Genomic DNA, 25457 nt, shown 5'->3' on the forward strand with positions numbered 1-25457 from the left:
GCCCAATAACAACGAACTGTTTCCGTCAGGCACACCGGTTTTGCGGCTGCTGCGCAGCCGAGCGGGAGCAAGCTCCCTCGCCACAAAGGATGGGGGCAGCCTCAGGGACGATGGTCAACCGTGGACGCGAACCCACACGCTGACCAGCACCGTCGCCGCCATCAACCACGCCACCGCCGCGACCGCCAGCGACGCCTCCAGGCGCAGCCGGTCGACCATCACATACAAGGTCGCCAGATACACGAAGTACGGAATGATCGACCACATGCCAAACACGATGGTGGTCTTCAGATCATCCAGCGAACGGCCCTTGCCGACGATGTAGTGAGCGATCAGCGCAAAGGTCGGAAACAGCGGCACCAGGCCTGCGATGTAATAGTTTTTGGTCTTGGCCAGCATGGCGAGGATGATCACCACCACCGCGCCCAGGGTTGCTTTGAGAATCAGGTCCATCAGTGGCTCAGCCCGTATTTCTTCACTTTGTCGAACAGCGTGGTCTTGGCCATCCCCAGTTCCTGGCTGGCCTGGGTCAGGTTGCCGCCGCTGCGCTGCAAGGCGTCGTTGAGCAGGTTGCGTTCGAAGGCTTCCACCGCTTCGGCGAAGGCCAGACCCTGATTACTGCCGCTGGCACCGGATTTTTTGAAGGCCGGCAGGCCCAGGGCGAAACGCTCGGCGACGTTACGCAGCTCGCGGACGTTGCCCGGCCAATCGTGGCTCATCAGGGTCGACAGGGTCTGGTTGTCCAATTCCGGCGCGGTGCGGTCGAAGCGCAGGGACGACTGCTGCAGGAAGTGTTCGAACAGTTGCAGGATGTCTTCGCGGCGTTCGCGCAGCGGCGGCAGTTCCAGAGTCACCACGTTCAGGCGGTAATACAAGTCGCTGCGAAATTCGCCGGCCTTGCTCGATTCATCCAGATCGGACTTGGTCGCGGCGATTACCCGGCAATCCACCGCCACGCTCTGGTTCGACCCCAGGCGTTCGAGAGTGCGTTCCTGCAACACCCGCAGCAGTTTGATCTGCAACGGCAGCGGCATGCTTTCCACTTCGTCGAGGAACAGCGTGCCGCCATCGGCGTGCTCGATCTTGCCGATCCGCCGCTTGCCGGCACCGGTGAAGGCGTTGGCCTCGTGGCCGAAGATTTCGCTTTCGAACAGGTTCTCCGGCAGGCCACCGCAGTTCAGCGCGACGAACTGTTTGGTGTGCCGGCGGCTGAAGTCGTGCAGGCAGCGTGCAACCAGTTCCTTGCCGGTGCCGGTCTCGCCTTCGATCAACACGTTGGCCGACGTATCGGCGACGTTGGCGATCAACTCCCGCAGGTTCTGCATGGCGGGCGAGCGACCGATGATCCGGCCTTCCAGGGAATCCCGCTCCGCCAGTTGCCGGCGCAACGAAGAGACTTCCCGGGCCAGGCTACGTTGCTCTAGCGCGCGGCGGGCGACGTCCACCAGGCGTTCGGGGGAGAAGGGTTTCTCCATGAAGTCGTAGGCGCCTTTCTGCATCGCGCCGACGGCCATCGAGATGTCGCCGTGGCCGGTAATCAGCACCACCGGCAGGCTGCGATCGCGGGCCTTGAGCCGGGTCAGCAGTTCCAGGCCATCGATGCCCGGCAGGCGGATGTCGCTGATGACGATGCCGGCGAAGTTATCGCCGACCCGTTCCAGCGCTTCTTCGGCACTGCCGACGCCGATGCAGGGAATGTCTTCCAGGGTCAGCGCCTGTTGGCAGCCGAGCAGCACATGGGGGTCGTCTTCGACGATCAGCACACTAAGGTCGTTGTTCATATTGGCTCGGCGGGTGTGGGGCTTACCAACGGTAAACTGAGGACGAAGGTGGTACCACCGCTGGCCGGGTGTTCGACACCCAGATGCCCGCCGGTGGCGGCGGCCAGGCTCGCTGAAAGGGTCAGGCCGAGGCCCAGGCCCTGTTCACCGGGCTTGGTGGTGAAGAACGGTTCGAACAGATGCTTGCGCGCTTCGGCATCGATGCCATGGCCGTTGTCGCGCACCCGCAGACGATACTTGCCGTCGAATTCCTCGCCTTCAAGCCACAGCGCTGGTTGGGGCTGCGATTGCATGGCGTCGAGCGCATTGCCGATCAGGTTGACCAGAATCTGCTCCAGACGGGTCTGGTCGATCTGCACCTGCACGTCGGCGAAATCGCGTTGCAATTGCAGATGCGCGCTTTCCATTCGACTGCCCAGCAGTTGCAGGGCGGCGTCCACGGCTTTGCCGAGGCTGGCCTGGCCCTTGTCGTCGCCGCGCCGGGCGAAGGAACGCAGGCTGGCGGTGATCCGGCCCATGCGGTCGATCAGCTCATTGATGGTCTTGAGGTTGGTGCTGGCGACATCCAGCTGACCGCGCTCCAGAAAGCGCACGGTGTTGCCGGACAAGGTCCGCAATGCCGCCAGCGGCTGGTTCAATTCGTGAGCGATGCTGGTGGACATCTGGCCGATGGCGGCCAGTTTTCCGGCCTGGACCAGTTCATCCTGGGCGCGGCGCAAGGTTTCTTCTGCCTGCCTGCGTTCACGAATCTGACCCTTGAGCCGTTCGTTGCTGGCGCGCAGGTCGGTGGTGCGTTCGGTAATCCGACGCTCCAGTTGATTGTTGGCTTCCTGCAGGGCTTCCCGCGCCGCGAGGCGGGTGGCGATCACCTTGCGCCGCTCGTTCCAGGCGATCAGCAGAAACGCCACCAGGGCAAACGCCACCGCCACCAGAATTCCCTGATTGATCGCTTCACGCCGCAGGTCTTGCAGGGGCGTGAGCAGGGTGAAGTTCCATGGCGTATCGCTCAGCGGTCGGGTTTGCGACAGGTAGCTGATGTTCTCTTCATCGGACACCAGTTCGCTGTTGGCGGGAAAGGTCAGTTTTTCCTCACCTTCGGCCAGTCGCTCACGCGCCAGCGGTTGCAGTTCGTTCAGCGGGTACCAGTAGTACTGGAGGCTGCGGGCCAGGCGTTCCTTGGTGTCGTCGCTCAACGGCAGCACCGACTTGAGCCGCCGCGCCGGATCGCTGGAGAGAATGATGATGCCGTTCTCGTCGCTGACGAAGGCTTCCAGGCGCGCCCGTTGCCAGCGTTCTTCCATGGCTTCGAGGCGCACCTTGACCACCGCGACGCCGATGATCTTGCCGTGCTCTTCCAGGCCGTGAGCCAGGTAATAGCCGGGTTCGCCGCTGGTGCTGCCGATGCCGTAGAAACGCCCCGGCTGACCGCGTACGGCGTTCTGGAAATAGGCGCGGAAGGACAGGTCTTCACCGAGATAACTGTCGACATCGCGCCAGTTGCTGGTGGCCAGTACACGACCGGTGGTGTCCATCACATAAATGGCCCGACTGCGGCTGCGCCGGTTCAGACCTTCAAGGTATTCGTTGACCGTCTGCCGGTGTTCCGGCGACGGGGCGGCCAACAGCTTGGAAACACTCGATTCGAGTTCCAGCAGGCTGGGCAGGTAGGTGTACTTGCTGATTTCGCTCTCGACGGCGCGGGCGTGCAGTTCCAGCTGACGCTGGCCGTTCTCGCTGAGACCGCGAATACCGTAGTGTTCACTGACCCAGAAGCCGATATAACCCAATCCGATCATCAGCGCGATGATCAGCGGCGGCAGGAACAGATGGCGAATCAAACGGGGTTTCACGGCGAGTGATGGCGGCGCGGCGCGATAGAGAGTGGAGTCGCATTTCATCACAGATGCCTTGGGTCAACCACAACACAAATATCCATATACCCGTTGACCCCCTGTGGGGGCGGGCTTGCTCGCGAAAGCGGTGTGTCAGCCAACATGGATCCTGAATGTGATGGCCTCTTCGCGAGGAAGCCCGCTCCCACATTGGGGAGCGGTGTATTGCTTAGTGCTGCAAAATTTTCGCGAGGAAGTGCTGTGTACGCTCGGCACGGGCGTTGATGTCGCCGAAGAACTCTTCTTTCTTGCAGTCTTCGATGATCTTGCCGGCGTCCATGAAAATCACCCGGTCCGCCACTTTACGGGCGAAGCCCATTTCGTGGGTCACGCACATCATGGTCATGCCTTCGTGGGCCAGTTGCACCATCACGTCGAGTACTTCGTTGACCATTTCCGGGTCCAGCGCCGAGGTCGGTTCGTCGAACAGCATGACGATCGGGTCCATCGCCAGCGCACGGGCAATCGCCACACGCTGTTGCTGACCACCGGAGAGTTGGCCCGGGTGCTTTTTGGCGTGGGCGGAGAGGCCTACGCGCTCAAGCAGTTGCAGGGCTTTTTTGGTGGCTTCTTCCTTGCTGCGGCCCAGCACCTTGATTTGCGCGATGGTCAGGTTGTCGATGATGCTCAGGTGCGGGAACAGTTCGAAATGCTGGAACACCATGCCGACGCGCGAACGCAGTTTCGGCAGGTTGGTTTTCGGGTCGGCGATGGACGTGCCATCGACGATCACGTCGCCTTTCTGGAACGGTTCCAGCGCGTTGACGCATTTGATCAGGGTGGATTTTCCGGAACCGGATGGCCCGCACACCACGATCACTTCGCCTTTTTTGACCTCGGTGCTGCAGTCAGTCAGTACCTGGAAGTCGCCATACCACTTGTTGACATTCTTGATAGAGATCATACGGCAAACCTTTTTTGCAGACGCTTGACCAGCTGCGAGGCGGCAAAGCTGATGATGAAGTATGTGAAACCGGCGAAGATCAAAAACTCATTGGAGCGGCCGATGATGTCGCCACTGGCGCGCGAAGCATTGAGGAAGTCCACCAGACCCACCGCGTAAACCAGCGAGGTGTCCTGAAACAGGATGATGCTCTGTTGCAGCAGCAGCGGGGTCATCTTGCGGAACGCTTGCGGCAGGATGATCAAACGCATCATCTGGCCGTAAGTCATGCCCATGGCCTGGGCAGCCGCCATCTGGCCCTTGGGAATCGACTGCACGCCGGCCCGGACGATTTCGCAGAAGTACGCCGCTTCGAACATCATGAAGGCCACGATGCACGAGGCGAACGCACCGATCGGGGTGTCTTCGCCGGTGATCCAGCGCAGTACGAACGGCACCGCGAGGTAGAACCAGGTGATGACCAGCAGCAGCGGGATCGAGCGGAAGTAGTTAACGTACGCGCCGGCCAGGTTCGACAGCAGTTTGCTGTGGGACAGACGGCACAGCGCCAGGATGGTACCGAGGATGATCCCGCCGATCACGCCCAGCGCCATCAGTTGCAGGGTCATGACCATGCCGTTCCACAAGCCCGGCAGGGAAGGGATGATGCCCGAGAAGTCGAATTCCATCATTTACCCCCTACGGAGATCAGGCCCGGTACGGCGACTTTCTTCTCGACCGCGCGCATCAGCAGCATCAGGCCCATGTTCAGCGTGAAGTAGATCAGCGTTGCCAAGGTGAAGGCTTCGAACAGGTTGGCGGAGAACTCGGCGGTCTGTTTGGTTTGCGCGAGCAGCTCCATCAGGCCGATCAGCGACGCTACGGAGGAGTTCTTGAACACGTTCAGGAATTCCGAGGTAAGCGGCGGAATGATGATGCGATAAGCCTGGGGCAGCAGCACGTTCCAGTAGATCTGCGGCAGCTTGAAACCCATCGCGCGGGCAGCGGATTCCTGGCCGCGAGGCAGCGCCTGGATACCGGTGCGCACTTGTTCGCAAACCCGAGCGGTGGTGAACAGACCCAGGCACACGACGACGCTCAGGAAGGCCGAGGTGGTCGGGTTGAGATCCTGCTTGTACCACTCCTGGATGTCCGCAGGCAGCAGGTCGGGCACCAGGAAGTACCAGATGAACAGCTGAACCAGCAGCGGTACGTTACGGAAGAGTTCGACGTAGCAGGTCGCGATGCCCGATACGATGCGATTCGGTACCGTGCGCATGACGCCCAGAATCGAGCCCAGCAGCAGCGCGATGATCCAGGCTGCGACGGCAATGGCGATGGTCCAGCCCAAACCGGAGAGGTACCAGTCGAAATAAATTTCGCTGCCCACGCCGGTGGACTTGAAGAACACGCCCCAGTCCCAGTTGTAATTCATTAGGGTCTCCCCTCGGATTCGTTCGATTTACAAATGCCCGCCTGGGGAAGCTCCGTTCCCGCCCGAACCTTGAAGTTCAGGCACACACGAGCGGCTCGACAACCACCGGTTCGAGTGTTTCCAAAAAAGCCAGCAGGGAGTGACAACCCCCTGAAAGGGCGCAGGCCTTCTCAGGGGATAAGGTTAGTCAGAAATCAGGATTTCTTTTCGTCAGCCGCTTTGTCGGTCGGATTGGCGATCAGAGCCTTGAGCTCTTCGCTCATCGGGAAATTCAGGTTCAGGCCTTTTGGCGGGATTGGCGCCATGAACCATTTTTCGTAGATCTTGTTGATCTCGCCCGACTTGTAGGTTGCGATGATTGCATCGTCGACGGCTTTCTTGAACGGTGCGTCGCCCTTGCGGACCATGCAGCCGTAGATTTCGAACGATTGTGGTGTGCCGGTCACGGCCCAGTCATCCGGCTTCTTGGCCTTGGCCATTTCGCCGGCCAGCAAGGCGTCGTCCATCATGAACGCCACGGCACGGCCGGTTTCCAGCATCTGGAAGGATTCGCCATGGTCTTTGGCGGAGATCACGTTCATGCCCATCTGCTTGTCGGCGTTCATCGACTTGAGAATGCGCTCGGACGTGGTGCCGGCGGTGGTCACGACGTTCTTGCCTTTCAGGTCGGTGAAGTCTTTGTAAGGCGAGTCTTTCTTGGCCAGCAGCTTGGTGCCGATTTCGAAGATACCGATGGAGAAGTCAACTTGCTGCTGACGCTCGACGTTGTTGGTGGTGGAGCCGCACTCGACGTCCACGGTGCCGTTCTGCACCAGCGGGATACGGGTTTGCGAGGTCACCAGGTTGTATTTGACCTGGAGGTTGGGCATGTCGAGGTCTTTCTTGATGGCTTCAACGATTTTCAGCTGGATATCGTGGGAGTAGCCAACCGGTTTGCCGGAAGCGTCCGCGATGTAGGAAAACGGAATGGAAGCGTCACGATGCCCGAGGGTGATGGTGCCGGACTCTTTGATCTTCTTCAGTGTGCCGGTGAGTTCGGCAGCGAAAACTGGAGTGCTAATCAGAGCGGCAGCAATGGCTGCGCCCAGGATATGGGGAACGATGCGCATCAAATTTTCCTCGACATTGTTTTTATATATGGAGCCAGTTCATCGGCCCTTTTTTGTGCTTCGAATGCTTGCCGGCTCCTAAGGGGGGCGCAACAGGCATTCGTCCAAGAGTGTAGAGCATGACTCGTGCCAGGCCAGGTGAAACAGATCAAAGTATTGATTTATAAGGATATTAAATATTCATGGCGTGATTTTTTGCTAGCGGATAATCCGGTTAACCGAATCGACCGACAAGTCGCGTTCGGAAAACCGAATGCAAAAGATCGCAGCCTTCGGCAGCGCCTACAGGGTTCGAGTGCATTCCGATCTAATGTAGGCGCTGCCGAAGGCTGCGATCTTTTGATCTTCCAGACAAAAAAGCCCCTGAATCGTGAAATTCAGGGGCTTTCGTTCAACCGGATTCCCGATCAGGCCGCTTCGATCTTGCTGCGGTTCTGTTCGACCTTGCTCAGGTAATCCTTGAGCTTTTCCTGTTCCGCCAGGGTGGTGAACAATCCAAGCTTGGTGCGGCGCCACAGAATGTCGTGCGCGGTGGTCGCCCATTCTTCGCTGCACAGGTAATCGACTTCGCGGGTGTAGAGGCCGCCGCCGATGTGTTCACCCAGGTCACTGAGTTTTTCGACGCCTTCGAGCATGCGCCAGGTGCGGCTGCCGTAGCTGGTGGCCCAGCGACGGGCGATTTCGGTGGTCACCCAGTCGAACTTGTCGCGGACCCGCGAGCTCAACGCCTGCGGGGTGGTCATGTCTTCGCCGCCGGGCAGGGTAGCGCTGGCGGTCCAGCTTGGCTTGATGTGCGTGAAGTACGGGGCCAGTTGCGCCAGCGCCGACTCGGCGAGTTTGCGGTAAGTCGTCAGTTTGCCGCCGAACACCGACAGCAGCGGCGCTTCTTCGGCACTGCCCGACAAGGCCAGGGTGTAGTCGCGGGTGACGGCCGACGGGTTGTCGGATTCGTCGTTGCACAGCGGACGAACGCCGGAATAGCTGTGCAGGATGTCGTCGCAGCTGAGTTGCTTCTTGAAGTGGGCGTTGACCACTTTGAGCAGGTAATCGGTTTCGCCTTCGGTGATCGCAACTTTTGCCGGGTCGCCGGTGTACTCGCGGTCTGTGGTGCCGATCAGGGTGAAGTGGTTCAGGTACGGAATGGTGAAGACGATGCGCTGATCTTCGTTTTGCAGAATGTGCGCGTGTTCGCCTTCATACAGTTTCGGCACGATCAGGTGACTACCCTGGATCAGACGGATGCCATATGGCGATTCCATCTTCAGGTCGTCACGGATGAACTTGGCCACCCATGGGCCGGCAGCGTTCACCAGCGCCTTGGCGCGGATCGAAAACAGGCTGCCATCGGCACGTTCCAGGTTCAGGTGCCACAGGCCTTTGGTGCGGCGGGCACTGACGCAGCGGGTTTGCGTATGAACGTGGGCACCTTTCTCGCGGGCAGCCATGGCATTCAGTACGACGAGGCGTGCGTCATCGACCCAGCAATCGGAATATTCGAAGCCTTTGGTGATTTCGCTTTTCAGCGCGCTGTCCGGGCCGAACTTCAGGCTTTTCGAGCCTTCGAGTTTTTCCCGCTTGCCGAGGTGGTCATAAAGGAACAGGCCGGCGCGGATCATCCAGGCCGGACGCAGGTGCGGGCGGTGTGGCAGCACGAAGCGCATCTGTTTGACGATGTGCGGCGCCTTGGCCAGCAGCACTTCGCGCTCGGCCAGGGCTTCGCGCACCAGGCGGAATTCGTAATGTTCGAGGTAGCGCAGGCCGCCGTGGATCAGCTTGCTGCTGGCCGACGAGGTGTGGCTGGCCAAGTCATCCTTTTCGCAAAGGAACACCGAAAGGCCGCGGCCGGCGGCATCCGCTGCGATCCCCGCGCCATTGATTCCACCACCGATGACGGCGATATCGTAAACCTCGGCGAGAGGGGGCGTAGGCAAGGTAGAAGTGGGCATCGGCTGGCCTCGGGGCTTTTTGGATTTCTATATTTGAATTCGAACATTTATGTTCGTTTGCGAAAATATTAGCCCATAAAGACGCCCACAGCCAGCGAGCTTCGATTGAAAATACTGATCGAAGGGCGGCTAAAGGAAAATTTTCGAACATTTAGTGATGGTGGGGAGTGCTTCTGTGGCGAGGGAGCTTGCTCCCGCTGGGCTGCGAAGCGGCCCTAAAACCGGCAACCGCGGTATGTCAGGAAGAACATGTTGTTTGATTGGCGTCTGCTGCGCAGCCGAACGGGAGCAAGCTCCCTCGCCACAGGGAGCGCGCTGTTTTAGAAAGGGGTTAAACCACTTCCAACCGAATCTTGTGTTGGCTCAACAACTGCGCCAAGGCCGGCGAAGGCTGCTGATCGGTGACCAGGCAATCGATCAGGCTGATCGGCCCCAGTCGAATCATGGCGTTGCGCCCGAATTTGCTGGAGTCGGCCGCGAGAATCACCTGCCGGGCGTTGGCGATGATCGCCTGGGATACCCGCACTTCCTGGTAATCGAAGTCCAGCAGGCTGCCATCTTCATCGATGCCGCTGATACCGACCAGGGCGAAGTCGACCTTGAACTGGTTAATGAAGTCGACGCTGGCCTGACCCACCACGCCACCGTCACGCCTTACGTTGCCGCCCGTCAGCAGGACGTCGAAGTCGTCCTTGGCACTGAGCATTGAGGCCACATGCAAGTTGTTGGTGATGATCTTCAGGTGATTGTGATTGAGCAGCGCCCGAGCGATGGACTCGGTGGTGGTGCCGATATTGATGAACAGCGAGGCGTGATCGGGAATCTGAGCGGCAATGGCTTCGCCGATACGCTGCTTTTCATGGCGCATCTGATCGGCGCGCATGGCGTAGGCGGTGTTTTCGACGCTGGAATCATAGGCCGCGCCGCCGTGGTAGCGACGCAGCAGATTGACTTCCGCCAGCTGATTGATATCACGGCGGATGGTTTGCGGTGTAACGACGAACAGCTGAGCCATTTCCTCGATGCTGACATAGCCGCGTTCGCGGACCAGTTCAAGGATTTGCTGCTGACGGGGAGGCAGATTCATGGGGCTTCCTTTGGGCTGCCATGCAAAATTCGCCCATCATGCCGCACGAATCCACTCCCTGCCAGTTACATGCTGATACGAACCCTCAGCTTGGCTTATTCAGCGCCCTCATGCGGTTCCCAATCGCGAGTGCGGCTGACGGCTTTTTTCCAGCCAGCGTAGAGTTTTTCCTTCGCGGTTTCGTCCAGCGTCGGTTCGAACTCGCGCTCGATCACTGCCTTGCCGCGCAACTCGTCCAGGCTGCCCCAGAAGCCGCAGGCCAGACCCGCCAGATAAGCCGCGCCCAGTGCCGTGGTTTCGCGCATTTTCGGACGCTCGACCTGAGTACCGAGGATGTCGGCCTGGAACTGCATCAGGAAGTTGTTCGCGACTGCACCACCGTCTACGCGCAGGGCCTTCAAGCGTTCGCCGGAATCTTGCTGCATGGCGTCCAGAACGTCGCGGGTCTGGTAGGCGATCGACTCCAGCGCGGCACGAATGATGTGATCCACGCGTACACCACGGGTCAGGCCGAACAGCGCGCCGCGAGCATACGGGTCCCAGTAGGGAGCACCCAGGCCGGTGAAGGCCGGCACCAGATACACGCCGTTGCTGTCCTTGACCTTGTTGGCGAAGTATTCGGTGTCGTGGGCGTCGTTGATGATTTTCAACTCGTCGCGCAGCCACTGCACGGTGGAGCCGCCATTGAAGACCGCACCTTCCAGCGCATAGGCCACCTCGCCGCGCGGGCCGCAAGCGATGGTGGTGAGCATGCCGTGCTTGGATTTCACCGCTTTGTTACCGGTGTTCATCAGCAGGAAGCAACCGGTGCCGTAAGTGTTTTTCGCCTGGCCTGGCTCGACGCACATCTGGCCGAAGAGGGCAGCCTGCTGGTCGCCGGCAATGCCGCCAATGGCGATGCCGCTTTTGGTGTGGCCGTAGATTTCGGACGACGATTTAACTTCCGGCAGCATCTCCCGCGGGATGTCGAGGACTTCCAGCATCTTCGCGTCCCACTCCAGCGTGTGGATGTTGAAGAGCAGGGTGCGCGAGGCGTTGGTGTAGTCGGTGACGTGCACTTTGCCGCCGGTAAATTTCCAGATCAGCCAGCTATCGATGGTGCCGAACAGCAGTTCACCGTTGCGCGCACGCTCACGGCTGCCTTCGACGTTATCGAGGATCCACTTGAGTTTGGTGCCGGAGAAGTACGGGTCGGTGACCAGGCCAGTGGTGTCGCTGATGTATTGCTCGTGGCCATCGCGCTTGAGCTGCTGGCAGATTTCGGTGCTGCGCCGGCACTGCCAGACGATCGCATTGTAGATCGGGCGACCGGTGGTCTTGTCCCAGACCACGGTGGTTTCGCGCTGGTTGGTGATGCCGATGGCCGCGACCTGGTCGTGATGCAGGCCGGCTTGGGCCAGGGCCTCGACCATCACGGCGCTTTGGGTGGCGAAGATTTCCATCGGGTCATGCTCGACCCAGCCGGCTTGTGGGTAATGCTGTGCGAATTCACGCTGGGCAGTGCAAACCACGTTCGCGTCGCGGTCGAAAATGATCGCGCGGGAACTGGTCGTACCCTGATCGAGGGCAATGATGTAGTTCTTATTCTGAATGTCGGTCATGTCGATTGCCTTGGACGAAATAAGGAAAGTGAAGTCAGGCGCGGGACCCAATGGGCAGGATCACGCGCCAACGGTTTCAAGACGTTCTTGGTTTGCCGTCAATGGCCGGTGTTGCGTTCTTTGTAGCAGGTATGACGCTGGGCAGATGACGGGCAATCAGCCCGCGATAAGCGGCAGCACCGAGGCAGGCACCGACAATCGGTGCAAAAACCGGAATCAGGAAGTACGGGATGTCGCGACCGCCAGTGAAGGAAATTTCACCCCAGCCTGCAAAGAAAGTCATCAATTTAGGGCCGAAATCACGCGCCGGGTTCATCGCAAAACCGGTCAGCGGGCCCATCGAGCTGCCAATCACGGCAATCAGCAGGCCGATCAGCAACGGCGCCATTGGCCCGTTGGGCAGGCCATTGTTGTCGTCGGTCAGCGACATGATCACGCCCATCAGGATGGCGGTGATGATCACTTCGACCAAAAAGGCCTGGGCCGTGGACAGGGCAGGGTTGGGGAAGGTGGAGAACACAGAGGCCAGCTCAAGGCTGGCCTCGGTGCCACGAACCATTTGGTGAGTTTGTTCGAAATCGAAAAACAGGCTGCTATACAGCGTGTAAACCAATAAGGCCCCGCAGAAGGCGCCGGCCACTTGGGCGAAGATATAAAAGGGTAGTTTACGCTTTTCGAAGTCAGCGAAAATGCTCAGCGCAATACTCACGGCCGGGTTGAGGTGCGCGCCGGAAACGCCGGCGGTGAGGTAGATCGCCATGCTGACGCCAACCCCCCATATGATGCTGATTTCCCATAGACCGAAGCTGGCACCCGCCACCTTGAGCGCGGCAACGCATCCGGTGCCGAAAAATATCAGCAATGCAGTACCCAGAAACTCGGCCATGCATTGGCTCGAGAGCGACGGTTGTTGTAAAGCAGTTGTCATTGAAACCTCTTTTTTGTTGTTGTCTGGCGCTTCTTTCATCATGGCCAAAGCGCGATTTCCACCGAGGCAGGATCCCCATCCTGTGCTCGGCTTACTGCCGGGTGCTGTGGTGAGACATTCGTACAATATTCAGATTCGAAAAAATATAGACAAGAAACGCTGCTGTCAAAGGTCGAAAGTGAACCGTCAGTCACAAATCAACTACTAGTCACGTGAATGATTGCATCGTTCACGTGGCAGGCTGGCTGCGGACGAGTGGTCGAAGGTGCGGCCAAACCTTTGAAACGGCGCGGCAATAGAGCCTTTTGTTGATCAATGACCTAGAATCCGGCGCAGTATTTTTCTTCTGCCGCCTGGCCCGGAGCTGCCATGACCCCTGCATTGGATTTGTTGAAAAAAGTTCGTGCCGAACATCGCGTGCACAGCTACGAACATGATCCGAAGGCAGCGTCCTATGGTCTCGAGGCTGCGGAGAAACTGGGCCTGGACCCGGCGCAGGTGTTCAAGACGTTGCTGGCGGCCAGCGAGAAGGGGGAGTTGTTGGTGGCAGTGGTACCGGTCGTCGGAAGTCTTGACTTGAAGGCACTTGCGCAGGCCGCTGGCGTGAAAAAAGTCGAAATGGCCGATCCTGCTGCCGCACAGCGTTCGACGGGGTATCTGTTAGGCGGCATCAGCCCGCTCGGGCAGAAGAAGCGTCTGCGTACTTTTATCGATCATTCGGCTCAGCCTTTTTCCAGCATTTTCGTCAGCGCCGGACGGCGCGGTCTGGAAGTCGAGCTGGCGCCCGCTGTGCTGGCTGAACACACCCAGGCGAAGTTCGCCGATATCGGTCGCGCCTGAGCAGAAGGCCCCTAGGGGGAAGATTGGTGGGGATGAGCCGAAAAGATCGCAGCCTTCGGCAGCTCCTACAGGAGTACGCGTTGCATTGTAGGAGCTGCCGAAGGCGGCGATCTTTTAGCGGTGGTTCAGCTGGCGGGGCTGTAGCGCCGGACACTGGACTCGACCGCTGGAATCTGCGCCGCCGTGCTGCCGGAGGCCTGGAACAGCACCAGGTGTTCAGCCGCTACCCGGATGCCTACTTCAGCACCGACCAGATGATCGGCGTGACTCGGGAAGATCGACTCCAACTGCGCGCCTGTCGGCAATTGCAGGCGGTATAGGGTCGATGCACCCTGGAAACTCTTGCCGATAATCTGCGCCTTCAGAGGGCTGGCCGGCGCGTAGACGATATCGTCCGGCCGCAACAGCACGTCTACGGCGCCACCGATCGGCCAGGTGTAGGCACGATTGCCGCGCAGTTCGCCCAACTCGGTCTGCACCGACTCCGGGCTGCTCAACTGACCGCGAATGAAGTAACCCTGGCCAATGAAACTGGCCACGAATGGCGTCAGGGGCTCGTGATAGAGGTTGTAGGGGGTGTCCCACTGCTCCAGGCGACCTTCCTTGAAAACACCGACATGGTCACTGACCGCGAAGGCTTCTTCCTGATCGTGGGTCACCAGAATCGCACTGGTGCCGCGCGCCTTGAGAATATCGCGTACTTCATGGCTGAGCTTGCGTCGCAGTTCGCCGTCGAGGTTGGAGAACGGTTCGTCGAGCAACAGCAGTTGCGGTTCCGGCGCCAGAGCGCGGGCCAGGGCGACACGTTGCTGCTGGCCGCCGGACAGCTCATGGGGGAAGCGCTTGCCGAGGTTTTTCAGGTTGACCAGTTCAAGCAACTCTTCGGTGACGCGATCCTTTTGCGGATGCTTGCGGATCCCGAAAGCGATGTTCTCGGCCACGCTCAAATGCGGAAACAGCGCGTAATCCTGGAACACCATGCCGATGCGACGTTTCTCCGGAGCGAGGGTGAAGCCAGCGCTGGAGATAGTCTCGCCCGCCAGCTGGATTTCACCTTCGTGCACCGGTTCGAAACCGGCAATCGCTCGCAGGGTGGTGGTTTTGCCGCAGCCCGAAGACCCCAGCAGGCAACCGATATCGCCGGCATTCAAATGCAGGTTGAGGTTCTGCACAACCCGCTGGTTTTGATAACCGCAGGCGAGATTGCGCAGGTTCAGCAGTAATGGCTGGCTCATGCGTGGTGATACGACGGCGGGACAAGGAACTCGAGCAGGGCCTTTTGTGCGTGAAGACGGTTTTCGGCTTGATCCCAGGCCACCGAGCGTGGGTCGTCAAGCAAGTCGAGGCTGATTTCCTCGCCACGGTGGGCTGGCAGGCAATGCATGAACAGCACGTCCGGGGCGGCCAGGTCGAGCAGGGCGCGGTTGACCTGGAACGGTGCGAACAACTTCAGGCGCTTGGCGGTTTCCTCTTCCTGGCCCATGGAGGTCCAGACGTCGGTGCTCACCAGGTGTGCGCCGCGCACGGCTTCCTGCGGATCGCGGACGATGGTCACCCGATCGCCGGCCTTGGCCACGAATTCAGGATTGGGTTCGTAACCTTCCGGGCAGGCGATGCGCAACTGGAAGTCGAACTGAATCGCCGCTTCTATATAGCTGTTGCACATGTTGTTGCCGTCGCCGATCCAGGCCACGGTCTTGCCTTGAATCGAACCGCGATGCTCGAGGAAGGTTTGCATGTCGGCCAGCAACTGGCACGGGTGCAGGTCATCGGACAGGCCGTTGATGACGGGCACACGGGAGTTGGCAGCGAATTCGGTCAGAGTGTTGTGGGCAAAGGTACGGATCATCACTGCATCGAGCATGCTCGACATGACGATGGCGCAGTCGCCGATCGGCTCGCCACGGCCCAGTTGGGTGTCGCGCGGCGACAGGAAGATCGCCTGACCACCGAGCTGGATCATGCCGGCTTCGAACGAAATACGGGTGCGGGTCGAGGACTTCTCGAAAATCATCCCCAGGACGCGGTTCTTCAACGGCTCGAACAGTACGCCGCGGTTACGCAGGTCCTTGAGCTCAACGCCTCGACGGATCACGCTGACCAGCTCTTCGGGCGTGCAATCCATCAGGGAGAGAAAGTGCCTTGCGCTCATCATTGACTACCTTTTTGCAACAGACCGCAGATACTCAAAGCCTTGTTTAACTGAAAAACGGGCGAGACCTGCGGCGTAAGCCGCACGGGGCGACGAAATAGGGGAAGGCGCGATATTGACATTAAATGTCGCGTTTTTCCAATGGGCTACGGTGTTGGGGGATTTCAGAGGGGCTACGGGGTGACCGCAGTAGCGCTTTTGAAGCCTGTTTCCTGACAGTAGCTGACCATTTGTACACCGGCCCCGTCGGGCTTGGCAATCAAACGGGGCGTAAGCGATGCGTTGACGGTCGGTTTTTGACCTGTCATTCGAGCCTCTGGCGGGCAATGTGTGTTGTCCGAAATATTTGCTAAAGCAAAGTGCTGGGTTATAACTAAGGCACGAGCGACGCAGGAAGCCTTTGGAATGGAATCGAAAGAACAGCTGTTGATGGAGCTACTTGGCCTTACGGCACGCTCCCTGACCCACCTCACTGCTTCCATGACCTCGATGTCTTTCGAATTGTTGCGTAGTGAAGACGAAGTCACGAAGGTGGCCGGCCGGCGCATGATCGACCGCATGGCCACCATCAGCGCCGGGCTCGACGAGCATTGGCGACTGATCGGCGAGCTCACCGGCGTGCATGTTGCCCACGAGCAGATCGAAACCATCGAGGAGATCCAGTTGCAGGCGCCGCCGAGTCTGCCATCGAACTGATCCCTTGCTGCCATCGGCTGGCCTGATAGTCACCGATTCACAAGACGAACGTCGCTGGCAAAGGGGTGAGTCGCGCGCCATAGTTTTGTTCCCGCGGCCGATATTGCCCGCCCAGAACAAAACAGAGACTGGCCATGACCAAGACTCTCCATCACCGTGCGTGCCACCTGTGTGAAGCCATCTGCGGTCTGACCATCGAAACCACCGAGGTCGAAGGCAGCGGTGTACAGATTACCTCGATCAAGGGGGATCCTCAGGACGCCTTCAGCCGTGGGCATATCTGCCCCAAAGCGGTCGCGCTGCAAGACATACAGAACGACCCGGATCGCCTGCGGCAGCCGATGCGGCGTGTGGGTGGCGAATGGCAGCCCATTGAGTGGGAAGACGCCTTCGCCCTTGTAGCCGAACGCCTGGCGGCGATTCAGGCACGTCACGGGCAAAATGCGGTGGCGGTCTATCAGGGCAATCCCAGCGTGCACAATTACGGGCTGATGACCCACAGCAATTATTTTCTCGGTCTGCTGAAAACCCGTAACCGGTTTTCAGCAACGTCGGTCGATCAGTTACCCCATCACTTGACCAGTCATTTGATGTACGGCCACGGCTTGCTGTTGCCGATCCCGGACATCGATCACACCGATTTCATGCTGATCCTGGGCGGCAATCCACTGGCGTCCAACGGCAGCATCATGACCGTGCCGGATGTAGAGAAGCGCCTCAAGGCGATTCAGGCCCGGGGCGGCAAAGTGGTGGTGGTCGATCCGCGTCGCAGCGAAACGGCGGCGATTGCCGATCAGCATCTGTTCGTGCGCCCCGGTGGCGATGCGGCGCTGTTGTTCGGGCTGCTTAATACGTTGTTTGCCGAAGGCCTGACCTGCGACAGTCATTTGCCGGTCGATGGTCTGGATGAGATGCGTCAGGCCATCGTCACCTTCACTGCCGAAGCCATGAGCCCGTTGTGCGCAGTGCCCGCCGAACAGATTCGTCAACTGGCGCGGGACTTCGCGGCAGCTCCGACTGCGGTCTGCTACGGTCGCATGGGCGTTTCGACCCAGGCTTTCGGCACCCTGTGTCATTGGCTGGTGCAACTGATCAATCTGGTCACCGGCAACCTCGATCGGGTGGGTGGTGCGTTATGCACCGAGCCTGCGGTGGACCTGGTAGCGTCTACTTCGGGCGGTCATTTCAATCTGTGGCAAAGCCGCGTGTCCGGGCGTCCTGAATACGGTGGCGAGTTACCGGTGTCGGCACTGGCCGAAGAGATGCTCACCGAAGGGGAAGGGCAGGTCCGCGCACTGATCACCGTTGCGGGTAATCCGGTGCTGTCCACGCCCAATGGCCGACAACTCGAGCAGGCGCTGGACGGACTGGAGTTCATGGTCAGCGTCGATCTGTACATCAATGAAACCACGCGTTATGCCGACCTGATCCTGCCGTCGACGTCGGCGCTGGAAAACGATCATTACGACACCACCTTCAACATGTTCGCGGTGCGCAACGTCACTCGCTTCAACCGGGCGATTCTCGCCAAGCCGCAAGGCGCGCTGCATGACTGGGAGATCTTCGTGGGGCTGGCCAAAGCCTTTGCGGCGAAGATCGGCAAGGAGCTGAAACCGACCATCGCGCCGGCGCAGATGATCGATCGGGGGCTGCGGATGGGGCTGTATGGCGACGCTTCGGAACACAAGCTGTCACTGGCGACCTTGTTCGATCACCCTCACGGTATCGATCTCGGCACGCTCAAACCCAACCTGACGCCACGCCTGAAGACCGCCAATCAACGAGTCCAGGCAGCGCCTGTCGAGATCCTCGCCGATCTGGCGCGCTTCGCGGCGCTACAAGCACCGGCCGCCGATGAGCTGCTGATGATCGGTCGCCGTCATGTGCGTAGTAACAATTCATGGATGCACAACTATCACCGTCTGGTGAAGGGCAAACCGCGCCATCAACTGCTGATGAACCCGGACGACCTCGCCAGCCGGGGGCTCAGCGATGGGCAGCGGGTGCGCGTCAGTTCGCGGGTTGGCGTGATCGAGGTTGAAGTGGTCGCCAGCCTGGATATGATGAAAGGTGTGGTCAGCCTGCCTCACGGTTGGGGTCATGCGCGGTCGGGCGTGCAGATGACGATTGCCAGTGGCCAGCCAGGTTCCAGCGCCAATGACCTGACTGACGAATGTCAACTCGATGAGTTGTCGGGCAACGCGGCGCTGAACGGCGTGCCGGTGACCGTGGCGGCGGCATGAACATGACTGTCGGGGAGGCCGAGCATGGCGCTCGGGTTTCCGTTACAATGCGCCACCGTGCCGACCACTGAGTCGGAAAGTTCAGCCGAGGTGCTCCATGGATATCATCGAAACGATTAAAGAGCAGATTGCCAACAACACCATTCTGCTTTACATGAAAGGCTCGCCGAATGCCCCACAGTGTGGGTTCTCCGCGAAAGCCGCTCAGGCTGTAATGGCCTGTGGCGAAAAGTTTGCCTATGTGGACATCCTGCAGAACCCGGAAATCCGCGCCAACCTGCCAAAGTACGCCAACTGGCCAACCTTCCCGCAACTGTGGGTCGGTGGTGAGCTGGTCGGTGGTAGCGACATCATGACTGAAATGTCTGCTGACGGTTCGTTGCAAGCGACGATCAAAGCCGCTGTTGAAGCTGCTGCTGCCAACAAGACCGACGCCTGATTCGCTGAGTGAGGGAGCAGGCTTGCTCGCGAAGACGGTACAACATTCAACAGATTGGTTGACTGACCTACCGCTTTCGCGAGCAAGCTCGCTCCCTCACTTGTTCCAGGGTGAGCCTGAAATTCGGTCATTAAAAAGCCCCGCCTCTTTAAAAGAGAGCGGGGCTTTTTATTGTCTCGAGGTTAGCGGGTGCTAACTTACTCTTCGCCCATCTGCGATTGCAGATAGTTCTCAAGACCGACTTTATCGATCAGGCCCAGCTGGGTTTCCAGCCAGTCGATATGTTCTTCTTCGGATTCGAGAATGTCTTCGAGCAGTTCACGGCTGCCGAAGTCGCCGACGGTTTCGCAATGAGCGATAGCGACTTTCAGATCGGCATGGCCGTCGCGTTCGATCTTCAGGTCACACTCAAGCATTTCCTTGGTGTGTTCGCCGATGTGCAGCTTGCCCAGGTCCTGGACATTCGGCAGGCCTTCAAGGAACAGGATGCGCTTGATCAGCTTGTCAGCGTGCTTCATCTCATCGATGGATTCGTGGTACTCGTGCTTGCCGAGCTTGTTCAGGCCCCAATCTTCATACATGCGCGCATGCAGGAAGTACTGATTGATCGCGACCAGCTCATTGGCAAGGATTTTGTTGAGATGCTGGATGACTGTAACGTCGCCTTTCATGATGGGAGTCCTGCCCTGTATTCGCTGTATATCAGGCAGAGTCTGAGCTGCGTAATTAACAGTGTCAAACCTAAGTTATTGAAACTTAAATGAAAATTAATCGGAATAAGAATGTTTGTGTTCCGCGTCTAGGGCCTAAGCGATTGATTTTCAGACATAAAAAAACCGGACATCAAGTCCGGTTCTTTGAAATACGGTAGTTATGCAGCGGTAAATTCTACGGGGTAGGCGATCGCTGCCTGGGCCGTTTGCAGTTTGCCCAGTGTTTCACGGACCACTTCCTTGGCAAGGCAGGCGCATTTACCGCATTGGCTGGCTACGCCGGTAGCCTGACGGACTTCCTTGTAGCTGCAGCAACCTTCATAGATTGCATCGCGGATTTGACCGTCGGTGACGCCAGTGCAGAGGCAGACATACATAAGTGAGAACCGTCGCTGGTTGTGACTCAATTGCGATGGATCTTAATGTTAACGAGAATGATTGTCAAAGTGGTTTCTGAAGGCTTTTCGTCATAAGGGCCTGTGACTGACGAACGGTTTGCTCTCGCGCCTGTGAAGAAAATATAGCGGCGGCCATTTTGCCCGTCTGAAAAAAACCGCTAAGGACAGGCGAAAAACGCGGTGTATGATGGTCGGCCTTTTGCGAAGGAGGTTCGTGTCACAGGGCTGTCGCTCGAGGGTGACAGGCTGGCATGAACCCTGTTCTTCAACGTTATTACACCAGGAGATATCCAATGAGCGTACTCGTAGGCAAGTCAGCCCCTGACTTCACCGTACCGGCCGTACTCGGCAATGGCGAAATCGTAGACAGCTACACCCTGTCCTCGGCCATCAAAGGCAAATACGGCCTGGTGTTCTTCTACCCACTGGACTTCACCTTCGTTTGCCCGTCCGAGCTGATCGCTCTGGACAACCGCATGGCTGACTTCAAGGCACGCAACGTTGAAGTGGTCGCCGTTTCGATCGACTCTCACTTCACCCACAACGCATGGCGCAACACCCCGGTGAACAATGGCGGCATCGGCCAGGTTCGTTACACCATGGCTGCCGACATGAAGCACGAAATCGCCAAGGCCTACGACGTTGAGTCCGAAGGCGGCGTGGCTTTCCGTGGCGCGTTCCTGATCGATGACAAAGGCGTTGTCCGCTCGCAGATCATCAACGACCTGCCACTGGGCCGTAACATGGAAGAGCTGATCCGTCTGGTCGACGCTCTGCAATTCCACGAAGAGCACGGCGAAGTTTGCCCTGCCAACTGGAAAAAAGGCGACAAAGGCATGAACGCTTCGCCAGAAGGCGTTGCGGCTTACCTGACCGAGAATGCTGCTGCGCTGTAAGCCAGGCGTCCGGCAATAAAAAACCGGCCTCAGAGAGGCCGGTTTTTTTATGGGCGGGATAAACCCATGCTGTTCACCTGTGGCGAGGGAGCTTGCTCCCGCTGGACTGCACAGCAGTCCCATTCTTTCAGGAAGAGAGTGGGGCCGCTTCGCTGCCCAGCGGGAGCAAGCTCCCTCGCCACAGATTAGTGACGGATCAGTCGTTGTAGTCTTCCCAGCCACCCATTTGTTTCCAGCGATTGACGATGCCGCAGAACAGGTCAGCCGTCTTCTCGGTGTCGTAGCGAGCCGAATGTGCCTCACGTCCGTCGAAGTCGATGTCCGCTGCCTGGCAGGCCTTGGCCAATACGGTTTGACCGTAGGCCAGACCGGCGAGGGTCGCGGTGTCGAAGCTGGAGAACGGGTGAAACGGGTTGCGTTTCATGTCCAGGCGCGCGACAGCGGCGTTGAGGAAGCCCAGGTCGAAGCTGCTGTTGTGCCCGACCAGAATCGCCCGTTTGCAACCGTTGGCCTTCAGGGCCTTGCGCACACCGCGAAAGATATCGGTCAGGGCCGCTTCTTCACTTACCGCCATGCGTAGCGGGTGGTCGAGCTTGATTCCGGTGAACTCCAGGGCTGCCGCTTCGATGTTCGCACCTTCGAAAGGCTCGACCCGGAAGAAGTAGGTGTGCTCAGGGTACACAAAGCCTTTTTCATCCATGCCAATCACGGTGGCGGCGATTTCCAGCAGGGCGTCGGTGGCCGAGTTGAAGCCACCGGTTTCTACGTCGACGACTACCGGCAGGTAACCCCGGAACCTGGCTGCCATTGGATGACGGGAACCGCCCCCGCCGCCATTACCGTCCTGTTCGTCATCGAAATGGTCTTCACTCACGCGTGTTCCTCCAGCAAGCGCCAGCGCAGTTTTTCACCGGCGCGCAGCGGGATTACGGTCAGCTCGCCAAATGGCAGGCTGGTTGGGGCGGTCCACTCGTCGCGGACCAGGGTGATGCGATCGGTGTTCGCCGGCAGGCCGTAGAAACGCGGGCCATTGAGGCTGGCGAAGGCTTCGAGCTTGTCCAGCGCATTACGCTGTTCGAAGGCTTCGGCATACATCTCGATCGCGGCATAAGCGGTGTAGCAGCCGGCACAACCGCACGCCGCTTCTTTGGCGTGCTGGGCATGGGGCGCCGAATCGGTGCCGAGGAAGAACTTGTCGCTGCCACTGGTGGCGGCGTCGAGCAGGGCTTCCTGGTGGGTATTACGCTTGAGGATCGGCAGGCAATAGAAGTGCGGCCGAATCCCGCCCACCAGCATGTGGTTACGGTTGTACAGCAGGTGGTGCGCGGTGATGGTCGCGCCGACGTTGGCCGAAGCCGCGTTGACGAACTGCACGGCGTCAGCGGTGGTGATGTGTTCGAACACCACTTTGAGAGTCGGAAAACGCTCGACTACCCGCCGCATATGCTCATCGATGAAGATTTTTTCGCGATCGAAAACGTCGACATCGCCGCGGGTGACTTCACCGTGAACCAGCAAGGGCATCCCGACTTCGGCCATGGCCTCGAGTGCAGGGAAAATCTTGTCGATGCTGGTGACGCCAGAATCCGAGTTGGTGGTCGCGCCGGCCGGGTACAGCTTGGCGGCGTGAATGAAACCGCTGGCCTTGGCCTCACGAATTTCTTCAGGCTGGGTGCGGTCGGTCAGGTACAGAACCATCAACGGTTCGAAGCGGCTGCCGGCCGGACGTGCGGCGAGAATCCGCTGGCGATAGCCATCGGCTTCAGCAGCGTTGCGCACCGGAGGTACCAGGTTGGGCATGATGATGGCGCGACCAAAGGTGCGCGCGACATCCGCGACGGTATTGGTCAACACAGCACCATCGCGAAGATGAATGTGCCAGTCGTCGGGACGCAGCAGGGTCAGGCGGTCGGACATGAGGGGATTCCAGGCGGGTCAAACTCAGGGGAATGCTACCGGAAAAGACTCTTCCAGGCACTCGCTATCAAGTTTTACGACAAGCATCCGATACCCAACAGGTATGCCCTAAACCTGTGTGTCGGTCTTTTCGTTGTAGAAGCCAGTGGAGCCTCCCGTGCGCCAGCGTTATTTAGCCTTGCTCAGTGTGTTTGCCAGCCTTCCTGCAATGGCGCTCACTTTCCAGACTCGTCTGGAGAGCATTGAGTGGACGGTCGAAGGTGACAAGTTCGAATGCCGTCTGACTCAACCGATCACCGATTTCGGTTCGGGTGAGTTCGTGCGTCGCGCTGGCGAGCAGGCAACATTTCGTCTTAAGGCCTACAACTCGATGATCGGAGGGGGGTCCGCAACCCTGCTGGCGGCCGCTGCGCCATGGCAGCCGGGGCGTGGCGACATCAATCTGGGCTCGGTGAGAATCGGCAGTGGCAACGTGCTGTTCAACAGCTCGCAAGCTCAGGCCGGGCGCCTGATCAGCGGGTTGATGGATGGTCGCAGCCCGGTCGTTCGACACTCCTCGGGCGACGGTCGGGTGTCTGAAGTCCGGCTGCTGCCGGTCAAATTCGGCAAGGCCTACGGCGACTATCAGGGGTGCGTGGCCAAGTTGCTGCCGCAGAATTTCGAGCAGGTGAAGCAATCCGAGGTCGGGTTTACGGGTGAAGGCGTCGATCTCGATGCCAGGGCCAAGGCCCAGTTGCAGGTCATGCTGGAATTCATGAAAGCCGATCCAACGGTCAACCACATTGAGCTTGACGGCCATTCCGACAACAGCGGTAACCGCCTGATCAACCGTGAACTGTCACGACGCAGGGCGCTGGCGGTGATGGATTTCTTCAAGGCCAATGGTATTCAGGAATCGCAGATCACACTGCGTTTTCACGGTGAGCGCTATCCGCTGGCGCCGAACAACAACGCTGCCAATCGGGCGAAGAACCGCCGGGTTGCCGTACGTCTCGAACGGGTAGCCCCGACCGAGAAACCGGCGCCTCAAGCCACTGCCACCGCGAGCGGCGCTACAACCTCCTGAACCGGCTGAAATCGTCGCTCGCTCGACATAATCTGTCGCTTCGTCGTCATAAGCTGTCGCGCCTCTGTAAATTATCCTGCATGAGCGGTAGACTTGACAGCTTTCCGTAGAACCCCGTGGAGTGATGGCATGGCGGACGTAAACAAGGTCGTTCTGGCGTATTCCGGCGGCCTGGACACTTCGGTGATCCTCAAGTGGCTGCAGGATACTTATAACTGTGAAGTAGTGACCTTCACCGCTGACCTGGGTCAGGGCGAAGAGGTCGAGCCGGCCCGCGCCAAGGCACAGGCCATGGGCGTAAAAGAAATCTACATCGACGATCTGCGCGAAGAGTTCGTGCGCGATTTCGTGTTCCCGATGTTTCGCGCCAACACCGTTTACGAAGGTGAGTACCTGCTGGGTACTTCCATCGCTCGTCCGTTGATCGCCAAACGCCTGATCGAAATCGCCAACGAAACCGGCGCTGACGCCATTTCCCACGGCGCGACCGGCAAGGGCAACGATCAGGTTCGTTTCGAACTGGGCGCCTATGCCTTGAAGCCGGGCGTGAAAGTGATCGCTCCGTGGCGCGAATGGGACTTGCTGTCCCGTGAAAAGCTGATGGATTACGCCGAGAAGCACGCGATCCCGATCGAGCGTCACGGCAAGAAAAAATCCCCGTACTCGATGGATGCCAACCTGCTGCACATCTCCTATGAAGGCGGCGTGCTGGAAGACACCTGGACCGAGCACGAAGAAGACATGTGGCGCTGGACCGTCTCTCCGGAGAACGCTCCTGACAAGCCGCAATATCTGGAACTGACCTACCGCAACGGCGACATCGTGGCACTGGACGGCGTCGAAATGACTCCGGCCACCGTGCTGGCGACCTTGAACCGTATCGGCGGCGAACACGGTATCGGCCGTCTGGACATCGTCGAAAACCGCTACGTCGGCATGAAGTCCCGTGGCTGCTACGAGACGCCTGGCGGCACCATCATGCTACGCGCTCACCGTGCGATCGAATCGATCACCCTGGACCGCGAAGTGGCTCACCTCAAAGACGAGCTGATGCCGAAATACGCCAGCCTGATCTACACCGGTTACTGGTGGAGCCCTGAGCGTCTGATGCTGCAACAGATGATCGACGCTTCCCAGGCTCATGTGAACGGCGTTGTGCGCCTGAAACTGTACAAGGGCAATGTGATCGTCACCGGCCGTAAGTCCGACGAGTCGTTGTTCGACGCCAACATCGCGACCTTCGAGGAAGATGGCGGCGCCTACAACCAGGCCGATGCGGCGGGCTTCATCAAGCTCAACGCCTTGCGCATGCGTATCGCGGCGAACAAGGGCCGGAAGCTGTTCTGAGACCTTTGATGCGGTAATGGATTTGTGGCCTTGTCGATGACAAGGCCACAATTCTGAAAAGGGGCTGCTGCATATTACGTTTCGCTTT

The 25457-nt window shown here is 59.0% G+C and carries 24 protein-coding genes; 7 read left to right on the forward strand and 17 right to left on the reverse strand.

Translation table 11 applies throughout. The features are described from left to right. Positions 1-114 precede the first annotated feature (114 nt). The 11 genes from LOY38_RS06460 to LOY38_RS06510 all read right to left on the reverse strand — a co-directional run bounded on the left by LOY38_RS06460 (position 115) and on the right by LOY38_RS06510 (position 12662). Positions 115-444, reverse strand: coding sequence for a GlpM family protein (locus tag LOY38_RS06460; protein ID WP_258700675.1), 330 nt, complete (start codon positions 442-444; stop codon positions 115-117). 8 nt (positions 445-452) lie between these two features. Continuing rightward, positions 453-1781 carry a sigma-54 dependent transcriptional regulator gene (locus tag LOY38_RS06465; RefSeq protein WP_258699300.1) on the reverse strand — a complete coding sequence of 443 codons (1329 nt, stop codon included), beginning with the start codon at positions 1779-1781 and terminating at the stop codon, positions 453-455. After that, positions 1778-3679 carry a sensor histidine kinase gene (locus LOY38_RS06470; RefSeq protein WP_258699301.1) on the reverse strand — a complete coding sequence of 634 codons (1902 nt, stop codon included), beginning with the start codon at positions 3677-3679 and terminating at the stop codon, positions 1778-1780. Before LOY38_RS06470 ends, LOY38_RS06465 begins: the two co-directional genes overlap by 4 nt. Positions 3680-3842: 163 nt before the next feature. Next, on the reverse strand, positions 3843-4577 hold the full coding sequence (locus LOY38_RS06475; protein ID WP_258699302.1) for an amino acid ABC transporter ATP-binding protein: 735 nt from the start codon (positions 4575-4577) through the stop codon (positions 3843-3845). Beyond that, complete coding sequence (locus tag LOY38_RS06480) at positions 4574-5245, reverse strand: amino acid ABC transporter permease (protein ID WP_258622810.1); 672 nt, start codon at positions 5243-5245, stop codon at positions 4574-4576. The genes LOY38_RS06475 and LOY38_RS06480 overlap by 4 nt, the downstream gene beginning before the upstream one ends. Then, positions 5245-5991: an amino acid ABC transporter permease gene (locus LOY38_RS06485; protein ID WP_007898526.1), complete on the reverse strand. Its 747-nt coding sequence runs from the start codon at positions 5989-5991 to the stop codon at positions 5245-5247. Before LOY38_RS06485 ends, LOY38_RS06480 begins: the two co-directional genes overlap by 1 nt. Before the next feature lie 194 nt (positions 5992-6185). Next, positions 6186-7100, reverse strand: a complete 915-nt coding sequence (locus LOY38_RS06490) for a glutamate/aspartate ABC transporter substrate-binding protein (protein WP_258699303.1) — start codon at positions 7098-7100, stop codon at positions 6186-6188. A 407-nt stretch (positions 7101-7507) separates the two neighbouring features. Next, a complete protein-coding gene (gene glpD, locus LOY38_RS06495; protein ID WP_258699304.1) occupies positions 7508-9046 on the reverse strand; it encodes a glycerol-3-phosphate dehydrogenase in 1539 nt (512 codons plus the stop codon). A 331-nt stretch (positions 9047-9377) separates the two neighbouring features. Beyond that, positions 9378-10133, reverse strand: a complete 756-nt coding sequence (locus LOY38_RS06500; protein WP_258699305.1) for a DeoR/GlpR family transcriptional regulator — start codon at positions 10131-10133, stop codon at positions 9378-9380. A gap of 95 nt (positions 10134-10228) precedes the next feature. Continuing rightward, positions 10229-11734: a glycerol kinase GlpK gene (glpK, locus tag LOY38_RS06505; protein ID WP_258699306.1), complete on the reverse strand. Its 1506-nt coding sequence runs from the start codon at positions 11732-11734 to the stop codon at positions 10229-10231. Between the two features lie 76 nt (positions 11735-11810). Beyond that, positions 11811-12662, reverse strand: coding sequence for an MIP/aquaporin family protein (locus LOY38_RS06510; protein WP_258699307.1), 852 nt, complete (start codon positions 12660-12662; stop codon positions 11811-11813). A gap of 369 nt (positions 12663-13031) precedes the next feature. Here LOY38_RS06510 and ybaK point away from each other — a divergent pair, with 369 nt between their 5' ends. Continuing rightward, complete coding sequence (ybaK, locus tag LOY38_RS06515; protein ID WP_007938929.1) at positions 13032-13502, forward strand: Cys-tRNA(Pro) deacylase; 471 nt, start codon at positions 13032-13034, stop codon at positions 13500-13502. A gap of 125 nt (positions 13503-13627) precedes the next feature. Here the strand turns inward: ybaK and LOY38_RS06520 are convergent, their stop codons facing one another. Continuing rightward, positions 13628-14737, reverse strand: coding sequence for an ABC transporter ATP-binding protein (locus LOY38_RS06520; RefSeq protein WP_258699308.1), 1110 nt, complete (start codon positions 14735-14737; stop codon positions 13628-13630). Further along, on the reverse strand, positions 14734-15654 hold the full coding sequence (gene argF / locus LOY38_RS06525) for an ornithine carbamoyltransferase (protein WP_258699309.1): 921 nt from the start codon (positions 15652-15654) through the stop codon (positions 14734-14736). Before argF ends, LOY38_RS06520 begins: the two co-directional genes overlap by 4 nt. Before the next feature lie 405 nt (positions 15655-16059). Here argF and LOY38_RS06530 point away from each other — a divergent pair, with 405 nt between their 5' ends. The 3 genes from LOY38_RS06530 (at position 16060) to grxD (ending at position 19032) form a co-directional block, all read left to right on the forward strand. Further along, on the forward strand, positions 16060-16350 hold the full coding sequence (locus LOY38_RS06530) for a hypothetical protein (RefSeq protein ID WP_258616910.1): 291 nt from the start codon (positions 16060-16062) through the stop codon (positions 16348-16350). A 134-nt stretch (positions 16351-16484) separates the two neighbouring features. Then, positions 16485-18593 carry a molybdopterin oxidoreductase family protein gene (locus tag LOY38_RS06535; RefSeq protein WP_258699310.1) on the forward strand — a complete coding sequence of 703 codons (2109 nt, stop codon included), beginning with the start codon at positions 16485-16487 and terminating at the stop codon, positions 18591-18593. Positions 18594-18690: 97 nt separating this feature from the next. Beyond that, the gene (grxD, locus tag LOY38_RS06540) at positions 18691-19032 is read left to right on the forward strand and encodes a Grx4 family monothiol glutaredoxin (protein WP_258699311.1); all 342 of its coding nucleotides are present in this window, start codon (positions 18691-18693) and stop codon (positions 19030-19032) included. A 197-nt stretch (positions 19033-19229) separates the two neighbouring features. On the opposite strand, the gene bfr is transcribed toward grxD, so the two are convergent. Further along, the gene (bfr, locus tag LOY38_RS06545; RefSeq protein WP_007898512.1) at positions 19230-19703 is read right to left on the reverse strand and encodes a bacterioferritin; all 474 of its coding nucleotides are present in this window, start codon (positions 19701-19703) and stop codon (positions 19230-19232) included. Positions 19704-19903: 200 nt separating this feature from the next. Continuing rightward, entirely contained in the window at positions 19904-20122 is a 219-nt protein-coding gene (locus LOY38_RS06550) for a bacterioferritin-associated ferredoxin (RefSeq protein ID WP_258699312.1), read from the reverse strand. 314 nt (positions 20123-20436) lie between these two features. Between LOY38_RS06550 and LOY38_RS06555 the strand changes: the two genes are divergently transcribed. Next, complete coding sequence (locus LOY38_RS06555; protein ID WP_258699313.1) at positions 20437-21039, forward strand: peroxiredoxin; 603 nt, start codon at positions 20437-20439, stop codon at positions 21037-21039. A 196-nt stretch (positions 21040-21235) separates the two neighbouring features. Here LOY38_RS06555 and rnt read toward each other — a convergent pair whose 3' ends face one another. After that, a complete protein-coding gene (rnt, locus tag LOY38_RS06560; protein WP_007898509.1) occupies positions 21236-21913 on the reverse strand; it encodes a ribonuclease T in 678 nt (225 codons plus the stop codon). After that, positions 21910-22956, reverse strand: coding sequence for a dihydroorotase (pyrC, locus tag LOY38_RS06565; protein ID WP_205887390.1), 1047 nt, complete (start codon positions 22954-22956; stop codon positions 21910-21912). The genes rnt and pyrC overlap by 4 nt, the downstream gene beginning before the upstream one ends. A 157-nt stretch (positions 22957-23113) precedes the next feature. Between pyrC and LOY38_RS06570 the strand changes: the two genes are divergently transcribed. Both LOY38_RS06570 and LOY38_RS06575 read left to right on the forward strand, forming a co-directional pair. Then, complete coding sequence (locus LOY38_RS06570) at positions 23114-24022, forward strand: OmpA family protein (protein WP_258699314.1); 909 nt, start codon at positions 23114-23116, stop codon at positions 24020-24022. 129 nt (positions 24023-24151) lie between these two features. Further along, positions 24152-25369, forward strand: a complete 1218-nt coding sequence (locus LOY38_RS06575) for an argininosuccinate synthase (RefSeq protein WP_007938916.1) — start codon at positions 24152-24154, stop codon at positions 25367-25369. The last annotated feature ends 88 nt before the right edge of the window (positions 25370-25457 follow it).

It is taken from the genome of Pseudomonas sp. B21-015 (genome assembly GCF_024749285.1).
Lineage (GTDB): Bacteria > Pseudomonadota > Gammaproteobacteria > Pseudomonadales > Pseudomonadaceae > Aquipseudomonas.

Coding starts and splice junctions, on each gene's coding strand:
- LOY38_RS06520 (WP_258699308.1), bottom strand. CDS start 14,737: ATGAGCCAGCCATTACTGCTGAACCTGCGCAATCTCGCCTGCGGTTAT.
- LOY38_RS06490 (WP_258699303.1), bottom strand. CDS start 7,100: ATGCGCATCGTTCCCCATATCCTGGGCGCAGCCATTGCTGCCGCTCTG.
- LOY38_RS06465 (WP_258699300.1), bottom strand. CDS start 1,781: ATGAACAACGACCTTAGTGTGCTGATCGTCGAAGACGACCCCCATGTG.
- grxD (WP_258699311.1), top strand. CDS start 18,691: ATGGATATCATCGAAACGATTAAAGAGCAGATTGCCAACAACACCATT.
- LOY38_RS06500 (WP_258699305.1), bottom strand. CDS start 10,133: ATGAATCTGCCTCCCCGTCAGCAGCAAATCCTTGAACTGGTCCGCGAA.
- LOY38_RS06575 (WP_007938916.1), top strand. CDS start 24,152: ATGGCGGACGTAAACAAGGTCGTTCTGGCGTATTCCGGCGGCCTGGAC.
- LOY38_RS06470 (WP_258699301.1), bottom strand. CDS start 3,679: ATGAAATGCGACTCCACTCTCTATCGCGCCGCGCCGCCATCACTCGCC.
- argF (WP_258699309.1), bottom strand. CDS start 15,654: ATGAGCGCAAGGCACTTTCTCTCCCTGATGGATTGCACGCCCGAAGAG.
- LOY38_RS06480 (WP_258622810.1), bottom strand. CDS start 5,245: ATGGAATTCGACTTCTCGGGCATCATCCCTTCCCTGCCGGGCTTGTGG.
- LOY38_RS06510 (WP_258699307.1), bottom strand. CDS start 12,662: ATGACAACTGCTTTACAACAACCGTCGCTCTCGAGCCAATGCATGGCC.
- glpK (WP_258699306.1), bottom strand. CDS start 11,734: ATGACCGACATTCAGAATAAGAACTACATCATTGCCCTCGATCAGGGT.
- LOY38_RS06475 (WP_258699302.1), bottom strand. CDS start 4,577: ATGATCTCTATCAAGAATGTCAACAAGTGGTATGGCGACTTCCAGGTA.
- pyrC (WP_205887390.1), bottom strand. CDS start 22,956: ATGTCCGACCGCCTGACCCTGCTGCGTCCCGACGACTGGCACATTCAT.
- LOY38_RS06555 (WP_258699313.1), top strand. CDS start 20,437: ATGAGCGTACTCGTAGGCAAGTCAGCCCCTGACTTCACCGTACCGGCC.
- LOY38_RS06530 (WP_258616910.1), top strand. CDS start 16,060: ATGGAATCGAAAGAACAGCTGTTGATGGAGCTACTTGGCCTTACGGCA.
- LOY38_RS06550 (WP_258699312.1), bottom strand. CDS start 20,122: ATGTATGTCTGCCTCTGCACTGGCGTCACCGACGGTCAAATCCGCGAT.
- LOY38_RS06535 (WP_258699310.1), top strand. CDS start 16,485: ATGACCAAGACTCTCCATCACCGTGCGTGCCACCTGTGTGAAGCCATC.
- LOY38_RS06485 (WP_007898526.1), bottom strand. CDS start 5,991: ATGAATTACAACTGGGACTGGGGCGTGTTCTTCAAGTCCACCGGCGTG.
- glpD (WP_258699304.1), bottom strand. CDS start 9,046: ATGCCCACTTCTACCTTGCCTACGCCCCCTCTCGCCGAGGTTTACGAT.
- bfr (WP_007898512.1), bottom strand. CDS start 19,703: ATGAAAGGCGACGTTACAGTCATCCAGCATCTCAACAAAATCCTTGCC.
- ybaK (WP_007938929.1), top strand. CDS start 13,032: ATGACCCCTGCATTGGATTTGTTGAAAAAAGTTCGTGCCGAACATCGC.